The 18,197-nt window shown below is 70.3% G+C and carries 15 protein-coding genes; 10 read left to right on the top strand and 5 right to left on the bottom strand.

The window, feature by feature from the left end; translation table 11 throughout:
• Positions 1–49: 49 nt before the first annotated feature.
• Positions 50–1,087: a LacI family DNA-binding transcriptional regulator gene (locus AC1DZA_RS15375; RefSeq protein ID WP_476773383.1), complete on the bottom strand. Its 1,038-nt coding sequence runs from the start codon at positions 1,085–1,087 to the stop codon at positions 50–52.
• Positions 1,088–1,213: 126 nt separating this feature from the next.
• On the opposite strand from AC1DZA_RS15375, the gene AC1DZA_RS15370 reads away from it, so the two are divergent.
• The 4 genes from AC1DZA_RS15370 to AC1DZA_RS15355 all read left to right on the top strand — a co-directional run bounded on the left by AC1DZA_RS15370 (position 1,214) and on the right by AC1DZA_RS15355 (position 6,451).
• Positions 1,214–2,152 (top strand): carbohydrate ABC transporter permease, encoded by a 939-nt coding sequence (locus AC1DZA_RS15370; RefSeq protein ID WP_476773382.1) that lies wholly within the window; start codon positions 1,214–1,216, stop codon positions 2,150–2,152.
• A complete protein-coding gene (locus AC1DZA_RS15365) occupies positions 2,149–3,099 on the top strand; it encodes a carbohydrate ABC transporter permease (RefSeq protein ID WP_159604361.1) in 951 nt (316 codons plus the stop codon). Before AC1DZA_RS15370 ends, AC1DZA_RS15365 begins: the two co-directional genes overlap by 4 nt.
• A gap of 97 nt (positions 3,100–3,196) precedes the next feature.
• On the top strand, positions 3,197–4,540 hold the full coding sequence (locus AC1DZA_RS15360) for an ABC transporter substrate-binding protein (RefSeq protein WP_476773381.1): 1,344 nt from the start codon (positions 3,197–3,199) through the stop codon (positions 4,538–4,540).
• 117 nt (positions 4,541–4,657) lie between these two features.
• Positions 4,658–6,451 (top strand): glycoside hydrolase family 35 protein, encoded by a 1,794-nt coding sequence (locus AC1DZA_RS15355; RefSeq protein ID WP_476773380.1) that lies wholly within the window; start codon positions 4,658–4,660, stop codon positions 6,449–6,451.
• Positions 6,452–6,488: 37 nt separating this feature from the next.
• Here the strand turns inward: AC1DZA_RS15355 and AC1DZA_RS15350 are convergent, their stop codons facing one another.
• Positions 6,489–7,493, bottom strand: coding sequence for a LacI family DNA-binding transcriptional regulator (locus tag AC1DZA_RS15350; RefSeq protein ID WP_476773379.1), 1,005 nt, complete (start codon positions 7,491–7,493; stop codon positions 6,489–6,491).
• 233 nt (positions 7,494–7,726) lie between these two features.
• Between AC1DZA_RS15350 and AC1DZA_RS15345 the strand changes: the two genes are divergently transcribed.
• The 5 genes from AC1DZA_RS15345 (at position 7,727) to AC1DZA_RS15325 (ending at position 14,756) form a co-directional block, all read left to right on the top strand.
• On the top strand, positions 7,727–9,037 hold the full coding sequence (locus AC1DZA_RS15345; protein WP_476773378.1) for an ABC transporter substrate-binding protein: 1,311 nt from the start codon (positions 7,727–7,729) through the stop codon (positions 9,035–9,037).
• 93 nt (positions 9,038–9,130) lie between these two features.
• Entirely contained in the window at positions 9,131–10,015 is an 885-nt protein-coding gene (locus AC1DZA_RS15340) for a carbohydrate ABC transporter permease (protein WP_309973921.1), read from the top strand.
• A 5-nt stretch (positions 10,016–10,020) separates the two neighbouring features.
• Positions 10,021–10,932, top strand: coding sequence for a carbohydrate ABC transporter permease (locus AC1DZA_RS15335; RefSeq protein WP_476773377.1), 912 nt, complete (start codon positions 10,021–10,023; stop codon positions 10,930–10,932).
• On the top strand, positions 10,929–13,661 hold the full coding sequence (locus tag AC1DZA_RS15330) for a family 78 glycoside hydrolase catalytic domain (RefSeq protein ID WP_476773376.1): 2,733 nt from the start codon (positions 10,929–10,931) through the stop codon (positions 13,659–13,661). The genes AC1DZA_RS15335 and AC1DZA_RS15330 overlap by 4 nt, the downstream gene beginning before the upstream one ends.
• Before the next feature lie 39 nt (positions 13,662–13,700).
• Positions 13,701–14,756: a family 43 glycosylhydrolase gene (locus AC1DZA_RS15325; RefSeq protein WP_476773375.1), complete on the top strand. Its 1,056-nt coding sequence runs from the start codon at positions 13,701–13,703 to the stop codon at positions 14,754–14,756.
• Positions 14,757–14,804: 48 nt separating this feature from the next.
• Here the strand turns inward: AC1DZA_RS15325 and AC1DZA_RS15320 are convergent, their stop codons facing one another.
• Positions 14,805–15,419, bottom strand: coding sequence for a dihydrofolate reductase family protein (locus AC1DZA_RS15320; RefSeq protein ID WP_476773374.1), 615 nt, complete (start codon positions 15,417–15,419; stop codon positions 14,805–14,807).
• 138 nt (positions 15,420–15,557) lie between these two features.
• Here AC1DZA_RS15320 and AC1DZA_RS15315 point away from each other — a divergent pair, with 138 nt between their 5' ends.
• Positions 15,558–16,436, top strand: coding sequence for an intradiol ring-cleavage dioxygenase (locus AC1DZA_RS15315; RefSeq protein WP_476773373.1), 879 nt, complete (start codon positions 15,558–15,560; stop codon positions 16,434–16,436).
• Between the two features lie 26 nt (positions 16,437–16,462).
• On the opposite strand, the gene AC1DZA_RS15310 is transcribed toward AC1DZA_RS15315, so the two are convergent.
• Both AC1DZA_RS15310 and AC1DZA_RS15305 read right to left on the bottom strand, forming a co-directional pair.
• Positions 16,463–17,236 (bottom strand): SDR family oxidoreductase, encoded by a 774-nt coding sequence (locus AC1DZA_RS15310; protein ID WP_476773372.1) that lies wholly within the window; start codon positions 17,234–17,236, stop codon positions 16,463–16,465.
• Positions 17,237–17,279: 43 nt separating this feature from the next.
• Entirely contained in the window at positions 17,280–18,194 is a 915-nt protein-coding gene (locus AC1DZA_RS15305; RefSeq protein WP_476773371.1) for a LysR family transcriptional regulator, read from the bottom strand.
• Positions 18,195–18,197 lie beyond the last annotated feature (3 nt).

Raw genomic sequence — 18,197 nt, 5'->3', positions numbered from 1 at the left:
GGTTCGGCATCCACTCGATGCCCGGTGCGCGTGCAGCGCGCGGCGCGCCTCAGGCGCGCGGGGGCGCCGTGCTCTCGCGCACGATGAGCTCGGTCGCCACGAGCGTGCTGCCCTCGCGCTCGCCCGACTCGACCTCGCTGAGGAGCGCCTCGACCGAGCGGCGGCCGACCTCGCCGAAGAACTGCCGCACGGTGGTGAGCGGCGGCCAGAAGCTGCGCGACTCCTCCATGTCGTCGAACCCGACGACGCTGACCTCTGCGGGCACCGCCCGTCCTGACTCGTGCATGGCGCGGAGCACGCCGAGGGCCATCTGGTCGTTGGCGGTGAAGATCGCCGTGACCTCGGGGTCCTTCGCGAGCTCGAGGCCGATCGCGTGGCCCGACTCGCTCGACCAGTCGCCGACGAGCGCGGCGGGCACCTCGGCGCCATGGGCGCGCAGGGTCTGCTCCCACGCCTCGCGGCGATGCGTCGCCGAGTAGGAGCGCTCGGGCCCGGCGACGTGCCACACGGTGCGGTGGCCGAGGCCGAGCAGGTGCTCGGTGGCGAGGCGGGCGCCGTGCGCCTGGTCGGTGTCGACCATCGGGTAGCGGTCGCCGGCGGTGGAGTCGACGACGACCACGGGGAGGCCCGCGGGGAGCTCGACGTCGTTCTCGTCGAGCAGGTGCGCCTCGACGATGATGATGACCCCGTCGACGGCCTCCTCGCTGAGGCGGTCGAACGCACCCGCGACCTCGCCCTGCGTCGGGTGCGGCACGGGGATGAGCGTGATCGAGTAGCCGGCGTCGGCCGCGGCGACCGCGATCGCGTCGAGGGTGCGCATGTTGCCGAAGCTCGAGAGCGTGAACATGATGACGCCGATCGAGTGGAACCGGCCGCTGCGAAGCGCCCGCGCGGCGCTGTTGGGCCGGTAGCCGAGCTTGCGCATCGCCGTCAGCACGCGCTCACGGGTGTCGGCGTCGACGTTGCTGCGCCCGTTGGAGACGCGCGACACGGTCTGCCCCGAGACGTTCGCCTCACGCGCGACATCCGCCATCGACGGCCCGCGCCGGCGGAGCGGCAGCGCCTCGCCCTGGGTGGTGGTGGTCATCGCCGGCTCCCTCGAACACTTCGTGCGTCACGCACAGACTTGCACAGACTGGCGCATGTTCACGTCAACATGCTACGGTAACCGCACTGCATGTTGACGTGAACATGCGAGCGATTGGAAATCCGAATGACAACGACGTCCCCTCCCGCGCCGGCCGCGGTGGTCACCGCGCCGCCGCCCCGCCGCATCCGAGTCCGTGGGCGCAGCGAGTGGAAGGGCCTCGCCTTCGTGGCGCCCTTCCTCGTGGTGTTCCTGCTGGTGTTCATCGCACCGGTCGCCTACTCGGTCTACCTCAGCCTCTTCCGCGAGCAGCTCATCGGCGGCAACGCGTTCGTGGGCGCCGAGAACTACCTCGAGCTCTTCGCCGACCCCCAGTTCTGGGAGGGCTTCGGCCGCGTCACCCTCTTCCTGCTCATCCAGGTGCCGATCATGCTCGGCCTCGCGCTCGTCGCGGCGCTCGCCATCGACAGCGCACGCCTGCACGCCTCGGGCTTCTTCCGCATCGTGATCTTCCTGCCCTACGCCGTGCCCGCGGTCGTCGCGGTGCTCATGTGGGGCTTCATCTACGGCGACAACTTCGGCCTGGCCGCGAACATCAACGACTGGCTCGGCAACGAGGTCATCACGCCGTTCGCCCGCAACTGGATCCTCGTCTCGATCGGCAACATCGTGACCTGGGAGTTCGTCGGCTACAACATGCTGATCTTCTACTCGGCGCTCCGCGTCATCCCCACCGACCTCTACGAGGCGGCCGAGCTCGACGGCGCCGGGCCGATGCGCGTCATCACCGGCATCAAGCTGCCCGCCCTGCGCGGCGCGATCGTCATCGCGACGATCTTCTCGATCATCGGCAGCTTCCAGCTCTTCAACGAGCCGAACATCCTGCGCACCCTCGCCCCCAACATCATCACCACGTACTTCACGCCGAACATGTACGCCTACAACCTGTCGTTCGCCGGCCAGCAGTACAACGCCTCGGCCACGGTCGCCATCGTCATGGGCGTGATCACCGCGGTGATCGCCTACGTCGTGCAGCTCCGCGGCTCCCGGAAGGAAGAACGATGAGCGCCACCATCGCCCCCGAGGTGCGAGCCGCAGACCACAAGCGAGCGGATGCGGCATCCGCCCGCCGTGGCACTCGAGGCCCGCGCCGCCGCAACTCGCCGCTGCGTCCCCGCAAGTCGGTGGCGTTCACGCTGCTCATGGGCATCTTCGTGCTCTACAGCCTCGTGCCGCTCGCGTGGCTCGTGATCAACGCCACGAAGACGCAGAGCGGGCTCTTCTCGAGCTTCGGGCTCTGGTTCGACGACGACTTCGTGCTGTTCCAGAACATCTGGGAGACGCTGACCTACCGCGACGGGATCTTCCTGCGTTGGTTCGGCAACACGCTGCTCTACGTGGTGGTCGGCGCCGGCGGCGCGACCCTCCTCGCCACGCTCGCGGGGTATGGGCTCGCGAAGTTCCGGTTCCGGGGCCGGCGGGCGATCTTCGCCGTCGTGCTCGGCGCCATCGCGGTGCCCGGCACGGCGCTCGCGGTGCCGACGTTTCTCATGTTCAGCCAGCTCGGCCTCACGAACACGCCGTGGGCGATCATCATCCCCTCGCTGATCAGCCCGTTCGGCCTCTACCTGATCTGGGTCTACGCGGTCGACTCCGTGCCGACCGAGATCCTCGAGGCGGCGCGCATGGACGGCGCGGGGGAGTTCCGCACGTTCTTCACGATCTCGGGACGCCTCCTCGCGCCCGGCATCGTCACCGTGCTGCTGTTCACCGTGGTGGCCACCTGGAACAACTACTTCCTGCCGCTGATCATGCTGAGCGACCCCACCTGGTATCCGCTCACGGTCGGCCTGAACCAGTGGAACGCCCAGGCCACCGGCGTGGCCGCGCAGCCCATCTACAACCTCGTCATCACGGGCTCGCTCCTCACCATCCTCCCCATCGTCATCGCGTTCCTCGGCCTGCAGCGGTTCTGGCAGTCGGGGCTCAGCGCCGGCAGCGTCAAGCAGTGACCGAGCGGCACTGCCTGTCCATTGCGCACCCCACCGCTCACCCGGAGCGTCCTGCCCCGGATCACAGATGGCACAACGAAGTGAAGGGAAACATCACATGACCATCGCCCGCACCGCCTTCCGGCGGACCCTGGCGGTCGCCGCGACCGCCGCCCTCGCGGTCGCCGCGCTCGCCGCGTGCTCGACCGGAGCCGACACCACCTCGGGCTCCGGCAGCGCCGACGACCTCGACGCCGCGCTCGAGGCCGGCGGCAAGCTCACCTACTGGAGCTGGACCCCGAGCGCCGAGGCGCAGGTGGCCGCGTTCGAGGAGGCGTACCCCAACGTCGACGTCGAGCTCGTGAACGCCGGCACCAACACCGAGGAGTACACGAAGCTGCAGAACGCGATCAAGGCGGGCTCGGGCGCGCCCGACGTCGTGCAGATCGAGTACTACGCCATGCCGCAGTTCGCCCTCGCCGACTCGCTCGTCGACCTCAGCGAGTACGGCCTCGACGAGCTCGAGGACCAGTACAGCGCGTCGACCTGGGGCAGCGTGAACGTCGACGGCAAGCTCGTCGGCCTGCCGCAGGACTCGGGCCCCATGGCGCTCTTCTACAACAAGTCGGTCTTCGACCAGTACGGCATCGCCGTGCCGACCACCTGGGACGAGTACGTCGACGCCGCGCGCCAGCTGCACACCGCCGACCCGACGAAGTACATCACGTCCGACACCGGCGACGCGGGCTTCGCGACGAGCATGATCTGGCAGGCCGGCGGCCGTCCGTTCGCCATCGACGGCACCGACGTGACCGTGAACTTCCAGGACGAAGGCACCGAGCAGTGGACGGGCGTCTGGAACCAGCTCATCCAGGAGGACCTCGTCGCCACGACCCCCGGGTGGAGCGACGAGTGGTTCAAGGGCCTCGCCGACGGCTCGATCGCCACGCTGCCCATCGGCGCGTGGATGCCCGGCGTGCTCGAGTCGAGCGTCGCGGATGCCTCGGGCGACTGGCGCGTCGCGCCGATGCCGACCTACGACGGCACCCCGGTGACCTCGGAGAACGGCGGCGGCGGCCAGTCGGTCGTGAAGCAGTCGAAGAACCCGGCGCTCGCCGCGGCGTTCCTCCGCTGGCTGAACAGCGACCCGGCGTCCATCGACGTGTTCCTCGAGAGCGGCGGCTTCCCGTCGACCACGGCGAACCTCGACGACCCCGAGTTCGTGAACCAGGAGTCCGAGTACTTCGGCGGCCAGAAGATCAACGAGGTGCTCACGCAGGCCTCGAAGGACGTGGCGCCCGGCTGGTCGTACCTGCCCTACCAGGTGTACGCGAACAGCATCTTCGGCGACACCGTCGGCCAGTCCTACGCGAACAAGACCGACCTCAACGAGGGCCTCGCCGACTGGCAGTCCCAGCTCGTCGACTACGGCAACGAGCAGGGCTTCACGGTCGGCGAGTAGCCGTCGCGACACCGCGGGGCCGGTCGGGCACTCCCGGCCGGCCCCGCCGCTTCCCACTCTTCCGACCGCCGTGTGCCTCGAGCGCCGCCCTTCCACCGTCCACGATCACCAGAACGGATGCCTGTGACCGCCCACTCCCGCTTCGCCATCGGGCCGACCGACTTCGAGCTCGACGGGCAGCCGCACCGCATCCTCGCGGGCGCGTTGCACTACTTCCGCGTGCACCCCGACCTCTGGGCGGACCGCATCCGCAAGGCCCGCCTCATGGGCCTGAACGCCATCGAGACCTACGTCGCGTGGAACGCGCACGAGGCGCACCGCGGTGAGTGGCGGGCCGACGACGGCCTCGACCTCGGCCGGTTCCTCGACCTCGTGGCGGCCGAGGGCATGCACGCGATCGTGCGGCCCGGGCCCTACATCTGCGCCGAGTGGGACAACGGCGGCCTCCCGGCGTGGCTGTTCCGCGACCCCGAGGTGGGCGTGCGTCGCTCCGAGCCGCACTACCTCGCGGCGGTCACCGAGTACCTCCGGCGCGTCTACGAGGTCGTGGCGCCGAGGCAGGTCGACGCGGGCGGGCCGGTCATCCTCGTGCAGATCGAGAACGAGTACGGCGCGTACGGCGACGACAAGGCCTACCTCGCCGAGCTCGTGCGGGTCACCCGCGACGCCGGCATCACTGTGCCCCTCACCACGATCGACCAGCCCACCCCGCAGATGCTCGCCGACGGCAGCCTGCCCGGCCTGCATCTCACGGGCTCATTCGGCTCCCGCGTGCCCGAGCGCCTCGAGACGCTCCGCGAGTTCCAGCCCACGGGCCCGCTCATGTGCATGGAGTTCTGGTGCGGCTGGTTCGACGACTGGGGCTCGCACCACCACGTGACGGATGCCGCGGCATCCGCTGCCGAGCTCGACGCGCTGCTGGCGGCCGGCGGGTCCGTGAACGTCTACATGTTCCACGGCGGCACGAACTTCGGGCTGACGAACGGCGCGAACGACAAGGGACGCTACGCGCCGATCACGACGAGCTACGACTACGACGCCCCGCTCGACGAGAGTGGATACCCGACCGAGAAGTTCTGGGCCTTCCGCGAGGTCATCGCGAAGTACGCGCCCGTGCCCGACGAGGTGCCCGGCGCGCGACCCGACGCGCCCGCGCTCGTCGCGCCGCTCGCGGTCGGACCGGCGCTCCTGGCCGTCGCGGCCGCCGGTGACCTGGGCGACGCGTCCGAGCACGACCGGCTGCCGACCTTCGACGAGCTGGGGCACGACCGCGGCGTCGCCGTGTTCACGACCCGGCTCGACCGCGGAGGCCGCGGGACCCTCACGATCGGCGAGGAGGTGCGCGACCGCGCGTGGGTGCTTGTCGACGGCGTGCCGATCGGCGTGCTCGCCCGCGACGCGCACGAGCGCGCGGTGGTGCTGCCCGACGCGCGCGGCGAGCTCGCGATCGTCGTCGAGGACCAGGGCCGCGTCGACTACGGCACCCGCATCGGCGAGCACAAGGGCCTCATCGGCGGCGTGCTCCTCGACGGCGTCGAGCTCACGGGGTGGGCGGCACGTCCGCTCGACCTCGACCGCGTCCCCGCGCTGGCGATCGGGCTCCGCGCGAAGCCCGGCGCCGACGGGCGAGCGGCTGCCGCGGCCGGCCCGCACTTCGCGAGCGGGTCGTTCGAGCTCGACGCGCCGGCCGACCTCTATCTCGACACGCTCGACTGGGGCAAGGGCCTCGTCTGGGTGAACGGCTTCCTGCTCGGACGCTACTGGCGCCGCGGCCCCCAGCGCACGCTCATCGTGCCGTCGCCCGTCACCCGGGTCGGTCGCAACGACGTCGTGGTGCTCGAGTTCGAGGCGATGGCCGACCCGGCCATCCGCCTGCTCGCCGCGCCCGAGCTGGGCCACACCGAGATCTGACCCCGGTCAGTCGCGGCGCCACGCCCCTGACCCGCGGTCAGTCGCGGCGCCACGCCTCGCCGAGCGTGGAGCGGCGCGCGATGAGGTGCGGCTCGAGGGTCACGGTGCGCGGGATCGCGGTCTCGGGCTCGGTGATGCGGTTGATGAGCAGCTGGGCCGCCACCCGGCCCATCTCCTCGCCGGGTTGCGCGATGGTGCTGACCGGGATGGCGCTCTCGGATGCGAAGTGGTTGTCGTCGTACCCGGTGATGGCCAGGTCGGCGGGCACCTCGAACCCCTGCTGCCCGTCGAGCACCTGGATGCAGCCGATGGCCAGCAGGTCGGAGGCGGCGACGATGCCGTCGTAGCGGCCGGCGCCCTGCTCGAGGATCTCGCGGGCGGCCTGGCGTCCGTGCGGGATGTTGAGGCCTCGCGTCTCGAGCGTGTCGAGCGTGACACCGGATGCCGCTTCCACGGCCTGGCGGGCACCCGCGCGCCGTTCCGAGACGGCGTCGAGCAGGAACGGGCCGCCCACGAACAGCAACCGCGTGCGGCCGAGCTCCATGAGGTGCCGTGCCGCGAGCTCGCCGCCGCGACGCTCGTCGACGACCACGCCCGAGTGCGAGGCATCCGTCGGCGGCGCGTTGACGTAGACGAGGGGAGTGCTCCGCACCGCGGGGAGCCGGGAGGGCATCCACGGCGTCGGGGCGATGAGGATGCCGGCCACCCGGGCCTCCTCGAAGAGCGTGAGGTTGCGCTGCTCCCTCGCGGGGTCGACGTCGGTGTTGGCGATGAGCAGGCTCATGTCGTGCTGTCGCAGGATCGACTCCGCACCACGGGCGATGTCGACGAAGAACGAGTTGTCGAGGTCGGCGAGCACGAATCCGACGGTCGAGCTGCTTCCGGCCGCGAGTGACCGGGCCGCATCGTTGCGCACGAACCCCAGCTCGGCGATGGAGGCGAGCACGCGTCGCCGCGTCGGCTCGGCGACCTTGTCGGGGTTGTTCAGGGTGTTCGAGACCGTGCCGAGCGCCACGCCCGCGTGGCGGGCGACATCGCTCATGCTGGGCTGCGAGTTCAGCCCACGACGTCGTTCAGCGGGAATGGTGCACCTCCGTGTGCGCGGCCCTACGTGCTCGGCCGTCGGTCGTCGCTATCGTCGCACGAACCCCCGGCGGCAACCGGATTTCGGATGAAGCGTTTCAAATTCGTTACCGATCGAGGATGACAATTCGCGAGTCTAGCGGTATCTTCCAAGTGAAGCGCTTCAAAAGCGCCCACATTCAAGGAGGAATAGTGACCACAGCATCTCGGCGCCTCCGGCGCCTGGCTCCGCTCGCGGCCGTCGTGGGGGCAGGTGCCCTCGTGCTCACCGGATGCGGCCCGGCCTCGGGCGGCTCATCCGACAGCGGCAAGTTCACGTACTTCGGCCAGACCGAGAACACGACGATCATCGACACGCTGACGACCCTGTCCGAAGACCAGTGCGCCGCCGAGGAGAAGGCCGCACCCCTGACGGCCGACAAGTCGGCCGGCGCCCAGTTCGACCAGAAGCTCCAGCTCCTGGCCGGCCAGGACGCCCTCTCGAACATGTCGATGGCCGCCGGCACCCCCTCGCTCATGAAGCAGTTCATCGACGCCGACCAGGTGCTGAACCTCTCCGACGAGCTCGACGACCTCGGCCTCACCGACAAGATCCTCCCCGCCGCGGCATCCACCATCGAGGCGCTGTACGGCGAGGACGACATGTACTCGCTGCCGACGGAGTTCAACATCGAGGGCTTCTGGTACAACAAGCAGCTCCTCTCCGACAACGGCATCGAGGCCCCGGCCACCTGGGACGACCTCGTCGCCGCCGCCGCGACGCTCGACGCGGCGGGCGTGCAGCCCTTCGCCGCCGACGGCAAGGACGGCTGGCCCATCACCCGGCTCGTCGGCAACTACATCGCCCGCGACCTCGGACCCGACGCGCTCAAGGCCGTCGCCGACGGCGACGCCAAGCTCACCGACGACGAGTACGTGAAGGCGGCCGACGCCGTGGCCGAGCTGGGCAAGGCCGGCTACTTCGGCGACGCGGTCGGCTCGATCGACTACAACGCGGCCATGAACCAGTTCCTCACCGGCCAGGCCGCGTTCTTCTACATGGGCAGCTGGGCGCTCGCGAACTTCAACGACGAGACGCAGAACACCATCGGCCTCGACAACATCGGCTACGCGCCGTTCCCCGAGGTCGAGGGCGGCAAGGGCTCGATCGACCAGGTCCCCGCCAACGTCGGCGTGCCCGTCATGTTCGCCAAGAAGGGCTTCGGCGAGAACCAGAAGGCGTGGCTCGAGTGCATCGTCTCGAACTACGGCGACACCGTCCTCAACGACAGCGGCGTGGTATCGGGCTTCACGATCGACAACCCGCCCGCCGACCTGCCCGAGACGACCCAGACCGTGCAGCAGGTCATCGCCGACGCGCCGTCGAGCATCCTGTGGTTCGAGGCGCTCTTCAACTCGAAGGCCACGAGCGTCAGCCAGACCAACGGCGGCGGGCTCGCCAGCGGCAGCCTCAGCGGCGCCGACTTCATGAAGCTGGTCCAGGACGCCAACGACGAGGGCTGACCCCCGTCGGATCCTGATGCGGGGGCGCGGTGATCGCGCCGCGCCCCCGTGCTCCACCCCCGCTGCTCCGGCAGCCGACAGATTGCGTGAACCATGGAACGAGTCCTCGGCGACAAGCGCGCCGTCCTGATCCTCCTCGGACCGGCCCTCCTGCTCTATTCGCTCATCATGCTCGTGCCGATCATCTGGTCGCTCGGCTACACGGTCATGGACGGCAACCCCATCGTCGGGTTCACCTTCAACGGCCTCGACAACTTCGTCAAGTTCTTCAACGATCCGGCCGCGTGGAGCGCGGTGTGGTTCACCATCCGCTTCGCGTTCGTGATGACCGTGCTGCAGGTCGCGGCCGGCTACGGCCTCTCGCTCCTCTACGTCTTCTACCTGAAGAAGGCGTCGTCGACGATCCGCACGATCATCTTCTTCCCGATCGTCCTGCCGACGGTCGCCATCGCACTGCTCTTCACCCGCCTGTTCGAGGCGGCACCGACGGTCGGGCCGGTGAACTCGTTCCTGAACCTCCTCGGCATCGAATCCGTCGACTGGTTCGGAACGCCCGACGCCTCGTTCTGGGTCCTGATCCTCATGGGCCTGTGGCAGTCCATGGGCTTCTACGGGGTGCTCCTCTACGCCGGAGTCCTCGACATCCCCGAGGAGATGCTCGAGTCGGCACGGCTCGACGGCGCCGGGGGCTGGAAGCTCGTCCGCACGATCGTGCTGCCGCTCTCGCTTCCCGTGCTGCTGTCGTCGCTCATCTTCAGCATCAACGGCACGCTCAAGGTCTTCGACAGCGTCGTCGCCCTGACCAACGGCGGGCCCGGCAACGCCACGACGCCCCTCACGCTCTACATGTTCCAGACGTCGTTCACCTATGGCCAGTACGGCTACGGCAGCACGATCGCGCTCATGCTCACGATCCTCTGCCTGCTGTTCACCGTGTTCATCTTCCGGTCCACGCGCCGCGACCTCACGAAGGACTGAGACCGATGACCGTCCAGACCACCGCCGTCACCAGCGTCAACCCCCGCGGGCTCGCTCCCGAACGCGTTCCGCAACGTCGCGCGGGCGGCCCGCGCCGCTTCTTCGCTCGGCTCCCGGTGCGCATCCTGCTCGCCATCCTGCTCGTCATCATGATCTACCCGATGGTGTGGATGTTCCTCGGATCGTTCAAGACCCAGGGCGAGTTCCTCAACGAGCCCTTCTGGTCGCTGCCGCAGAACTGGTCGTTCGAGAACTACGTCTCGGTGTTCGAGAACGGCTTCGGGCAGTACATCCTGAACAGCATCATCGTGGTGTTCCCGTCGCTCGCGATCGTGCTCATCGTCGGCGTCGCCGCGGGCTTCGCCCTCGAGGTCATGGTGTGGAAGGGCCGCGGCACGGTGCTGCTGCTCTTCCTCGCCGGCATCATGGTGCCCACGCAGATGATCCTGCTGCCGCTGTTCACGATCTACTTCCGCACCGGCCTCACGGGCACGTACTGGCCGATGATCCTGACCTACATCGCGACCGGCCTCCCGCTCACGGTGTTCATGATGGCGACGTTCTTCCGGTCGGTGCCGCGTGAGATCTTCGAGGCCTCGACGCTCGACGGCGCGGGCATCCTGCGCTCGTTCTGGGCCGTTGGGCTCCCACTGGTCAAGAACGCCGTCTTCACGGTCGGCCTCGTGCAGTTCTTCTTCTTCTGGAACGACCTGCTGATCGCCCTGACGTTCACGAACAGCGACGCGCTGCGCACCATCCAGGTGGGCCTGCTGAACTTCACCGGGCAGTACGGCGCGGTGCAGTACGGCCCGACGTTCGCGGCCATCGCGGTGAGCGTGTTCGGCACGCTCGTCATCTACCTGTTCCTCAACCAGCAGGTCATGAAGGGCCTGACGGCGGGATCGGTGAAGGGATGACCCGCGAGGAGGTCCGGATCGAATCGGTCTGGCTCGAGAACCGCCACGCAGTCGACGGACTCGGCATCGGCGAGCCGCGGCCGCGGCTGTCGTGGATCGCCTCGGCGGTGCCCGACGCCTGGGAGGTCGAGTTCCGCCGCGACGACGGCGTGGTGCACGCCGTTCGCCTCCCGGCCGAGCGCACCCGGCTCGTGGACTGGCCGTTCGACGGGCTGCGCTCGCGCGAGGGCGGCCAGCTCCGCGTGCGCGCCGCCGAGGACGCCGGCGGGTGGAGCACCCCGCTCCGGGTCGAGGCCGGGCTGCTCGATCGCGACGACTGGAGCGTGCCGTTCATCTCGCCGTCGCCGGCGGCTCCCGCGGGAACGTTGCGGCCGGGCTACCTGCTGCGCGCGACGTGGGACACGGCCGAGCTCGGCATCGCGCCCGGCCGCATCCTCCGGGCCCGCATCTACTCGAGCGCGCACGGGGTCTCGGAGCTCGAGGTGAACGGCCGCCCCGTGTCCGATGACGTGCTGTCGCCCGGCTGGACCAGCTACCGGCATCGGCTCCGCACGCAGACCTCCGACGTGACGGAGGCGATCGTCGAGGGCCGCAACGCCGTCGGCGCCTGGCTCGCCGACGGCTGGTACCGGGGCCGCATCGGCTTCGACGGCGGGCTCTGGGACGTCTACGGCACGGATGTCGCGCTGCTCCTGCAGCTCGAGCTGACCCTCGACGACGGCTCGATCGTGCGGGTGCCGCTCGAGGACGCCTGGTCGTGGCATCCGTCGCCCATCACCGAGGTCGGACTGTACGAGGGCGAGCGGTACGACGCCCGACTGCTGCCGGCAGGTTGGAGCACGCCGGGGTTCGACGACAGAGGGTGGTCGTCACCGACCGTGCTGCCGTTGGCGGACTTCCCGGCCCGCCTCGAGGCGCCGACCGGTCCGCCGGTGCGGGTGATCGAGACCCTGCGGCCCGTCACCGTCGAGGTGATCGCAGGCGGGCGGATCCGCCTGGACTTCGGCCAGAACATCTCGGGCAGGCTCCGCATCAACGTGCGCGGGCCCGCGGGCCACGAGGTGCGCCTGCACCACGCCGAGGTGCTCGAGAACGGCGCGCTCGGGGTGCGGCCGCTGCGCGCCGCCGTCTCCATCGACGCGTACGTCTGCGCGGGCTCGGGCCTCGAGACGTGGACGCCCCGCTTCACGATCCACGGGTTCCGCTACGCCGAGCTCGAGCACTGGCCGGGCGACCTCGCCTCGGTCGACGTCGAAGCCCTCGTCGTGCACACCGACATGCCGCGAACGGGCTGGTTCGAGAGCTCGCACGCGGGCCTGAACCGGCTCCACGAGAACGTCGTATGGAGCATGCGCGACAACTTCGTCGACCTGCCGACCGACTGCCCGCAGCGCGACGAACGGCTGGGCTGGACCGGCGACATCCAGGTCTTCGCGCCCACCGCCCTGCGGCTGTACGCGGCGCACGGCACGCTCACCGGCTGGCTGCGCGACCTCGCGGCCGAGCAGGCGGAACAGGGCCACGTGCCGAACTTCGTGCCCTGGCTCGAGTGCGGCTTCCCGAACTTTCCGACCGCCGCGTGGGGGGATGCCGCGGTCATCGTGCCGTGGGAGCTGTACCAGCACGACGGCGACACCCGGGTGCTCGAGGCGCAATACGAGAGCATGACGGCGTGGGTGGACCTCGTCGACGGCCTCGCCGGCGGCACGGGCCTCTGGAACACGGGCTTCCAGCTCGGTGACTGGCTCGATCCCGCGGCGCCGCCCGACAACCCGGGGCAGTCGCACACCGACAAGCACCTGGTCGCCACGGCCTACCACGTGCGCACGGCCCGGATCATGGCCGAGACCGCGGCGCTGCTCGGCCGCTCGGGCGACGAGGAGCGGTACCGCGGCATCGCGGAGCGCGCGCTCGCCGCGTTCCGCTCGGAGTACCTCTCGCCGAGCGGACGCGTCGTGAGCGACACCCCGACCTCGGTCGCGCTCGCCATCGTCTTCGACCTCTTCGCCACGCCCGAACAGGAGCGGCGCGCCGGCGAACGGCTCATCGAGCTCGTCGCCGAGAACGACTTCCGCATCAGCACGGGCTTCGTCGGCACGCCGATCATCTGCGACGCCCTCGCCCGGGTCGGCGGCATCGACGCGGCGTACCACCTGCTGCTGCAGGACGAGATGCCGTCATGGCTCTACCAGGTGGGCATGGGCGCGACGACGATCTGGGAGCGGTGGGACAGCATGCTCCCCGACGGCACGGTGAACCCCGGCGACATGACGTCGTTCAACCACTACGCCCTCGGGGCGATCGCCGGCTTCATGCACCGCGTCGTCGCGGGGCTCGACACCGCGGCACCGGGCGGCACCGCCCTCCGGATCGCCCCGCGACCCGGCGGCGGACTCACGCACGCGTCGGCGAGCCACGACGGCCCGCTCGGGCTCGCGTCGTCGTCCTGGCGGCGCGAGGGCACGCGGTTCACGCTGAACGTGGTCGTGCCCGTAGGAGCCACCGCGTCGATCGAGCTGCCCGACGGCTCGACCGTCGACGACGTGCCGGCAGGACGGCACTCGTTCACGTGCACCGTGCGCGACGCCGGATCCGACCCGGCGAGGCCGCCCAAGCGCTGGCGCGGCGGCCCCCACGAAGACGAGCAGGCGGAAGCCGGGGCCGGTCCGATCGCGGTCGACGCGCCCGACGCCACCGACGCCGCCGACCCCGCCGTCAGCGTCGCCTGACCACCGCACGACCGACTCGACCTCTCCGAAGGGACCGCAGTGCAGCATTCGATCAGACCCGGGCAGCCGTGGCTCGACACCGACGGCAACCGGATCCAGGCCCACGGCGGATCCGTCATCACCGTGGGCGACACGTTCTACTGGTACGGCGAGAACAAGGAGCGCACCGCTCCGGGCAACGGCATCTGGCACTGGGGCGTGCGGTGCTACTCCTCGAAGGACCTCTACAACTGGCAGGACCTCGGCACCATCCTGCCGCCGGTGCTCGACGACGAGGCGCACCCGCTGCATCCCGCCCAACTCGCCGACCGGCCCCACATCATCCACAACGCCGCGACGGGCAAGTTCGTGTGCTGGGTGAAGGTCATGCATCGCAACGGCGAGCAGCGCTCGAGCGTCTTCACGGCCGACGACATCCTCGGCCCGTACGAGCTCGTGACCCGCGGCATCAAGCCGCTCGGCATGAACGCGGGCGACTTCGACCTCGTGGTGGAGCCGTCGGACGGCAAGGCGTACTACATCTTCGAGCGCGTGCACAGCGAGCTCATCGTCGCGGACCTGAACGACGAGTACACGGATGTCACGGGCTACTACTCCACGCACTTCCCGCGGCTCCAGCCGCCGTTCGTGCGGGAGGCCCCGGCGTACTTCCGCCGGAAGGGCCGCCACTTCCTCGCGACCTCCGGAACGACGGGCTACTTCCCGAACCCCTCGGAGTTCGCGACGGCCGACTCGTACCACGGGCCCTGGACCGTGCTCGGCGACGCCCACCCCGGCGACGACTCGCGCACGTCGTTCCGGTCGCAGATCTCGTCGATCTTCACGCACCCGCAGCGGCGCGACCTCTACATCGCGATCGCCGACCGATGGGTGGTCTCGCCGCCCGACGACCTGCCCGACATCCAGGCCCTGTTCGAGGAGGTGTTCCGGGTCGACCTCGAAGGCCCCCGCGAGTGGGGTGCCATCGACCTCGGCGAACCCGACACGTCGCTCGCCGACTACGTGTGGCTGCCGATCCGGTTCGACGGCGACCGCCCGTACATCGACTGGCGCGAGGAGTGGACGATCGAGGAGTACCCGGCCCTCGAGGGATGACGATCGGCGATCGGTTGCCGCGGGCGGCAGCGGCCTCGCGCAGCGGCCCTATCCCTCGCTGATGTCGATGCCCGTGACGGGTGCGCCCGCGCGCTCGTAGAACAGTGCGATCGCCCCCTTGGGGAACGCCCGCGGCGGCTCCGCGAGCCGGAACGCCGCGGGCACGCCCCGGCCGTCGGCGAAGAGCCGCTTGCCCGATCCGAAGGTGAGCGGGTAGAGGTACAGGTTCAGCCGGTCGACGAGGTCGGCCTCGAGCAGCGAGCGGGCGAGGTCGCCGCTGCCCACCACGTGGATGTCGTCGAAGCGGTCCTTCAGCGCGGCCACCTCCGCGACATCCGACAGCGCCGTCGTGCCCTGCCACCCGGGATCGGTGAGCGATCGCGACACGACGAACTTCGGCAGCGCGTTGAACGTCACCGCGATCGGGTCGTCGTCGCCGCGGTTCGGCCAGAACCCCGCGAAGATGTCGTAGGTCTTGCGGCCGAGCAGCAGCGCGTCCATGCGATCGATGCCGGCGCCGATCACCTCGCCGGACTCGTCGTCGAAGTAGGCGCCCTGCCAGCCGCCGTACTCGAAGCCGCCCTCGCGGTCCTCGTCGGGCCCGCCGGGCGCCTGGTAGACACCGTCGAGCGTGATGAACAGGTCGACCGAGATGGTTCCCATGCTGAGCTCCCTCGCGTGATGGAGGCCGCACCCGCGCGGTCCGGCCATCGGCGCCTCCATCATAGGAAACGCACCGGCCGCGCACAGCGGCGTGCCGGACACCCGGGCGATGCTGTCCTCTCCGGAGAGGAGCACGACATGACCACCGACCCCCGCTGGATCGACGAGCACGGCCACGAGATCGACGAGGACCACCGCGGCCTCGTCTACGACATCCGCACCCTGGTCGACCGCCGCCGCGCGCTCGGCCTGTTCGGCGGCATCGGCGTGACCGCCCTGCTGGCCGCGTGCGCGAGCCCCGAGTCCCGCAGCGGCGCGACCGCCGCGACGAGCGCGACCCCGAGCCCGAGCGCGAGCGCGTCCGCCAGCGCGTCGGCCGCGGCATCCGACCCCCTTGCCGAGGTGCCCGACGAGACCGGGGGCCCATACCCCGGCGACGGCTCGAACGGCGTGAACGTGCTGGACGACTCGGGCATCGTGCGCAGCGACATCCGCTCGAGCTTCGGCTCGTCGACGACGGTCGCGGCCGGCGTGCCGCTCACCATCGCGCTCACGGTGCGGGATGCCGCGACGGGCAGCGCGCTCGTGGGCGCGGGCGTCTACCTCTGGCACTGCGACCGTGACGGCAACTACTCCCTGTACTCGCGTGGGGTCGAGGGCGAGAACTACCTGCGCGGCGTGCAGGAGACCGACGCGACCGGCACGGTGCGCTTCACGTCGATCTACCCGGCGTGCTACTCGGGCCGGTGGCCGCACATCCACTTCGAGGTCTATTCGGATATCGCGAACGCCGTGGCGTCGGGGCCGATCGTGAAGACGTCGCAGATCGCCCTGCCCGAGGAGGTGAACGACCTCGTGTACGCCGCCTCGGGCTACGAGCAGAGCGTGCGCAACCTGGCGCAGACGAGCCTCTCGCGCGACATGGTGTTCGGCGACGACGGCGGCATCCACCAGATCGCGAGCATGTCGGGATCGGTCGCCGGGGGCTACACCGCGGCACTGACGATCGGCGTGTAGACGCCGACGGATGCGCGGCCCTGCGGTCACATCGTGGGGCGCAGGCCGCCGTCGATCACGAAGTCCGCGCCGGTCACGTTGCCGAGCCGCGTGCTCGCGAGGATGGCGATGAGGTCGCCGACCTCCTCGGGCTGCGTGAACCGACCCGTCGGCGACTGCCCGGCCGCGCCGCGCTCGACGTCGGCGGCATCGGCGCCGGTCGCACGCGACACGGTCGCCGCGACACCGTGCTCACCGAGCCACAGGTCGGTGGCCACCGGCCCGGGACTCACGGAGTTGACGCGGATGCCGCCCGGCGCGAGCTCCTTCGACAGCGACTTCGAGAAGCTGAGCAGCGCGGCCTTCGCGGCGCTGTAGTCCATGACGAGCGGGTCCGCGAGCAGCGAGTTCTCGGAGGCGACGTTCACGATCGCGCCGCCGGCCGTCATGCGGGGGATCGCCGCGCGGGTGAGGCGCACGGCCGCCAGCACGTTCAACGTGAACGTGCCCAGCCAGTCCTCGTCGGCGATCGAGGCGAAGCCCGCGGGTCGCACGGGCGCCCAGCCGACGTTGTTCACGACGGCGTGGATCTCGCCGTCGACCGCGTCGATGAGCCGCTGCGGCCCGTCGGCGGTGCCGAGGTCGACCTCGACGAACGAGAATCCGTCGCGCCTCTCGAGCGCACGCGTGTCGTCGTTGGCGCTGCGCGAGCCGGCGACGACGAGCGCGCCCTCGTCGAGCAGCGCCCGCACGGCGGCGAGCCCGATGCCCTTGCCCGCTCCGGTGACGACGACGGTCCTGCCTGCGAGCCCGAGATCCATGGTCGTCACCCTAGCGGCGCCCGATGACGCAGGACAGGGCGGATCAGGCCGATCGCGCCGCGAGGGCCTCGTCGTCTCGGGATCGGAGTTCGCCGTCGAGGATCTCGAGGAGGAGCGATGCGCCGGCCGCGGCCGGAGTGGCGGTGACCGCCGACACGATCCACTGCGGCGTCGACGCAGGGGGCAGCTGCAGCATCGCCAGGCCGGCCGCCTGCGGCTTCGATGCCACATGCTGCGGCACGAGCGCGACGCCGAGGCCGCGCTGCACGAGGTCGAGCAGCGTGTGCACGTCGTTCACGGTGCAGCGCACGCGCCGCGCGACGGACTGCTCCGCGCACGCGGCATCGTTGAGGGAGCGCACCGCCCACGACTCGTGGAAGTCGATGAAGTCGACGTCGCGCAGGTCGGCCCAGTCGAGGCGGGCGGATGCCGCGAGCGGATGCTCGGGCGGGCAGAGCAGCACGACGGGGCGGCGCCCCAGCTCGGTGCGGGTCATGCGCGCCAGGTGGTCGGTGGCCGCGACGAACGCGACGTCGAGTTCGCCGTCGCGGACGCGGCCGACGAGGTCGTGCGAGCCGGCCTGGGTGAAGTGGATGTCGACGAGCGGGTAGCGTCGGCGGAACCGCTCGAGCAGCGGCGGCACGTCGACGATGCCGAGGCACTGCTCGGTGCCGACCCGCAGCTGCCCCGAGAGTTCGTTCGTGGCGCGCACGACGGCGTCGCGCCCGGCGGTGGCCTGGGCGAGCATCGCACGCGCGTGTGGGAGCAGGGCCAGTCCGGCATCCGTCGGCTCGACGCGGCGCGTGGTGCGCGTGAAGAGCGTCGTGCCGAGCTCGTCCTCGAGGCTCCGGATGGCCGCTGAGAGGCCTGACTGGGACACGTGGCACAGGGCGGCGGCTCGGGTGAACTGCTGCTCGTCGGCGAGGGCCACGAGGTACTCCATCTGCCGCAGATCCATTTA

It is taken from the genome of Agromyces sp. P2_B3, assembly GCF_056404815.1.
The sequence above is the reverse complement of the archived record's forward strand: the minus strand, read 5'-3'. Positions and strand labels throughout refer to the sequence as shown.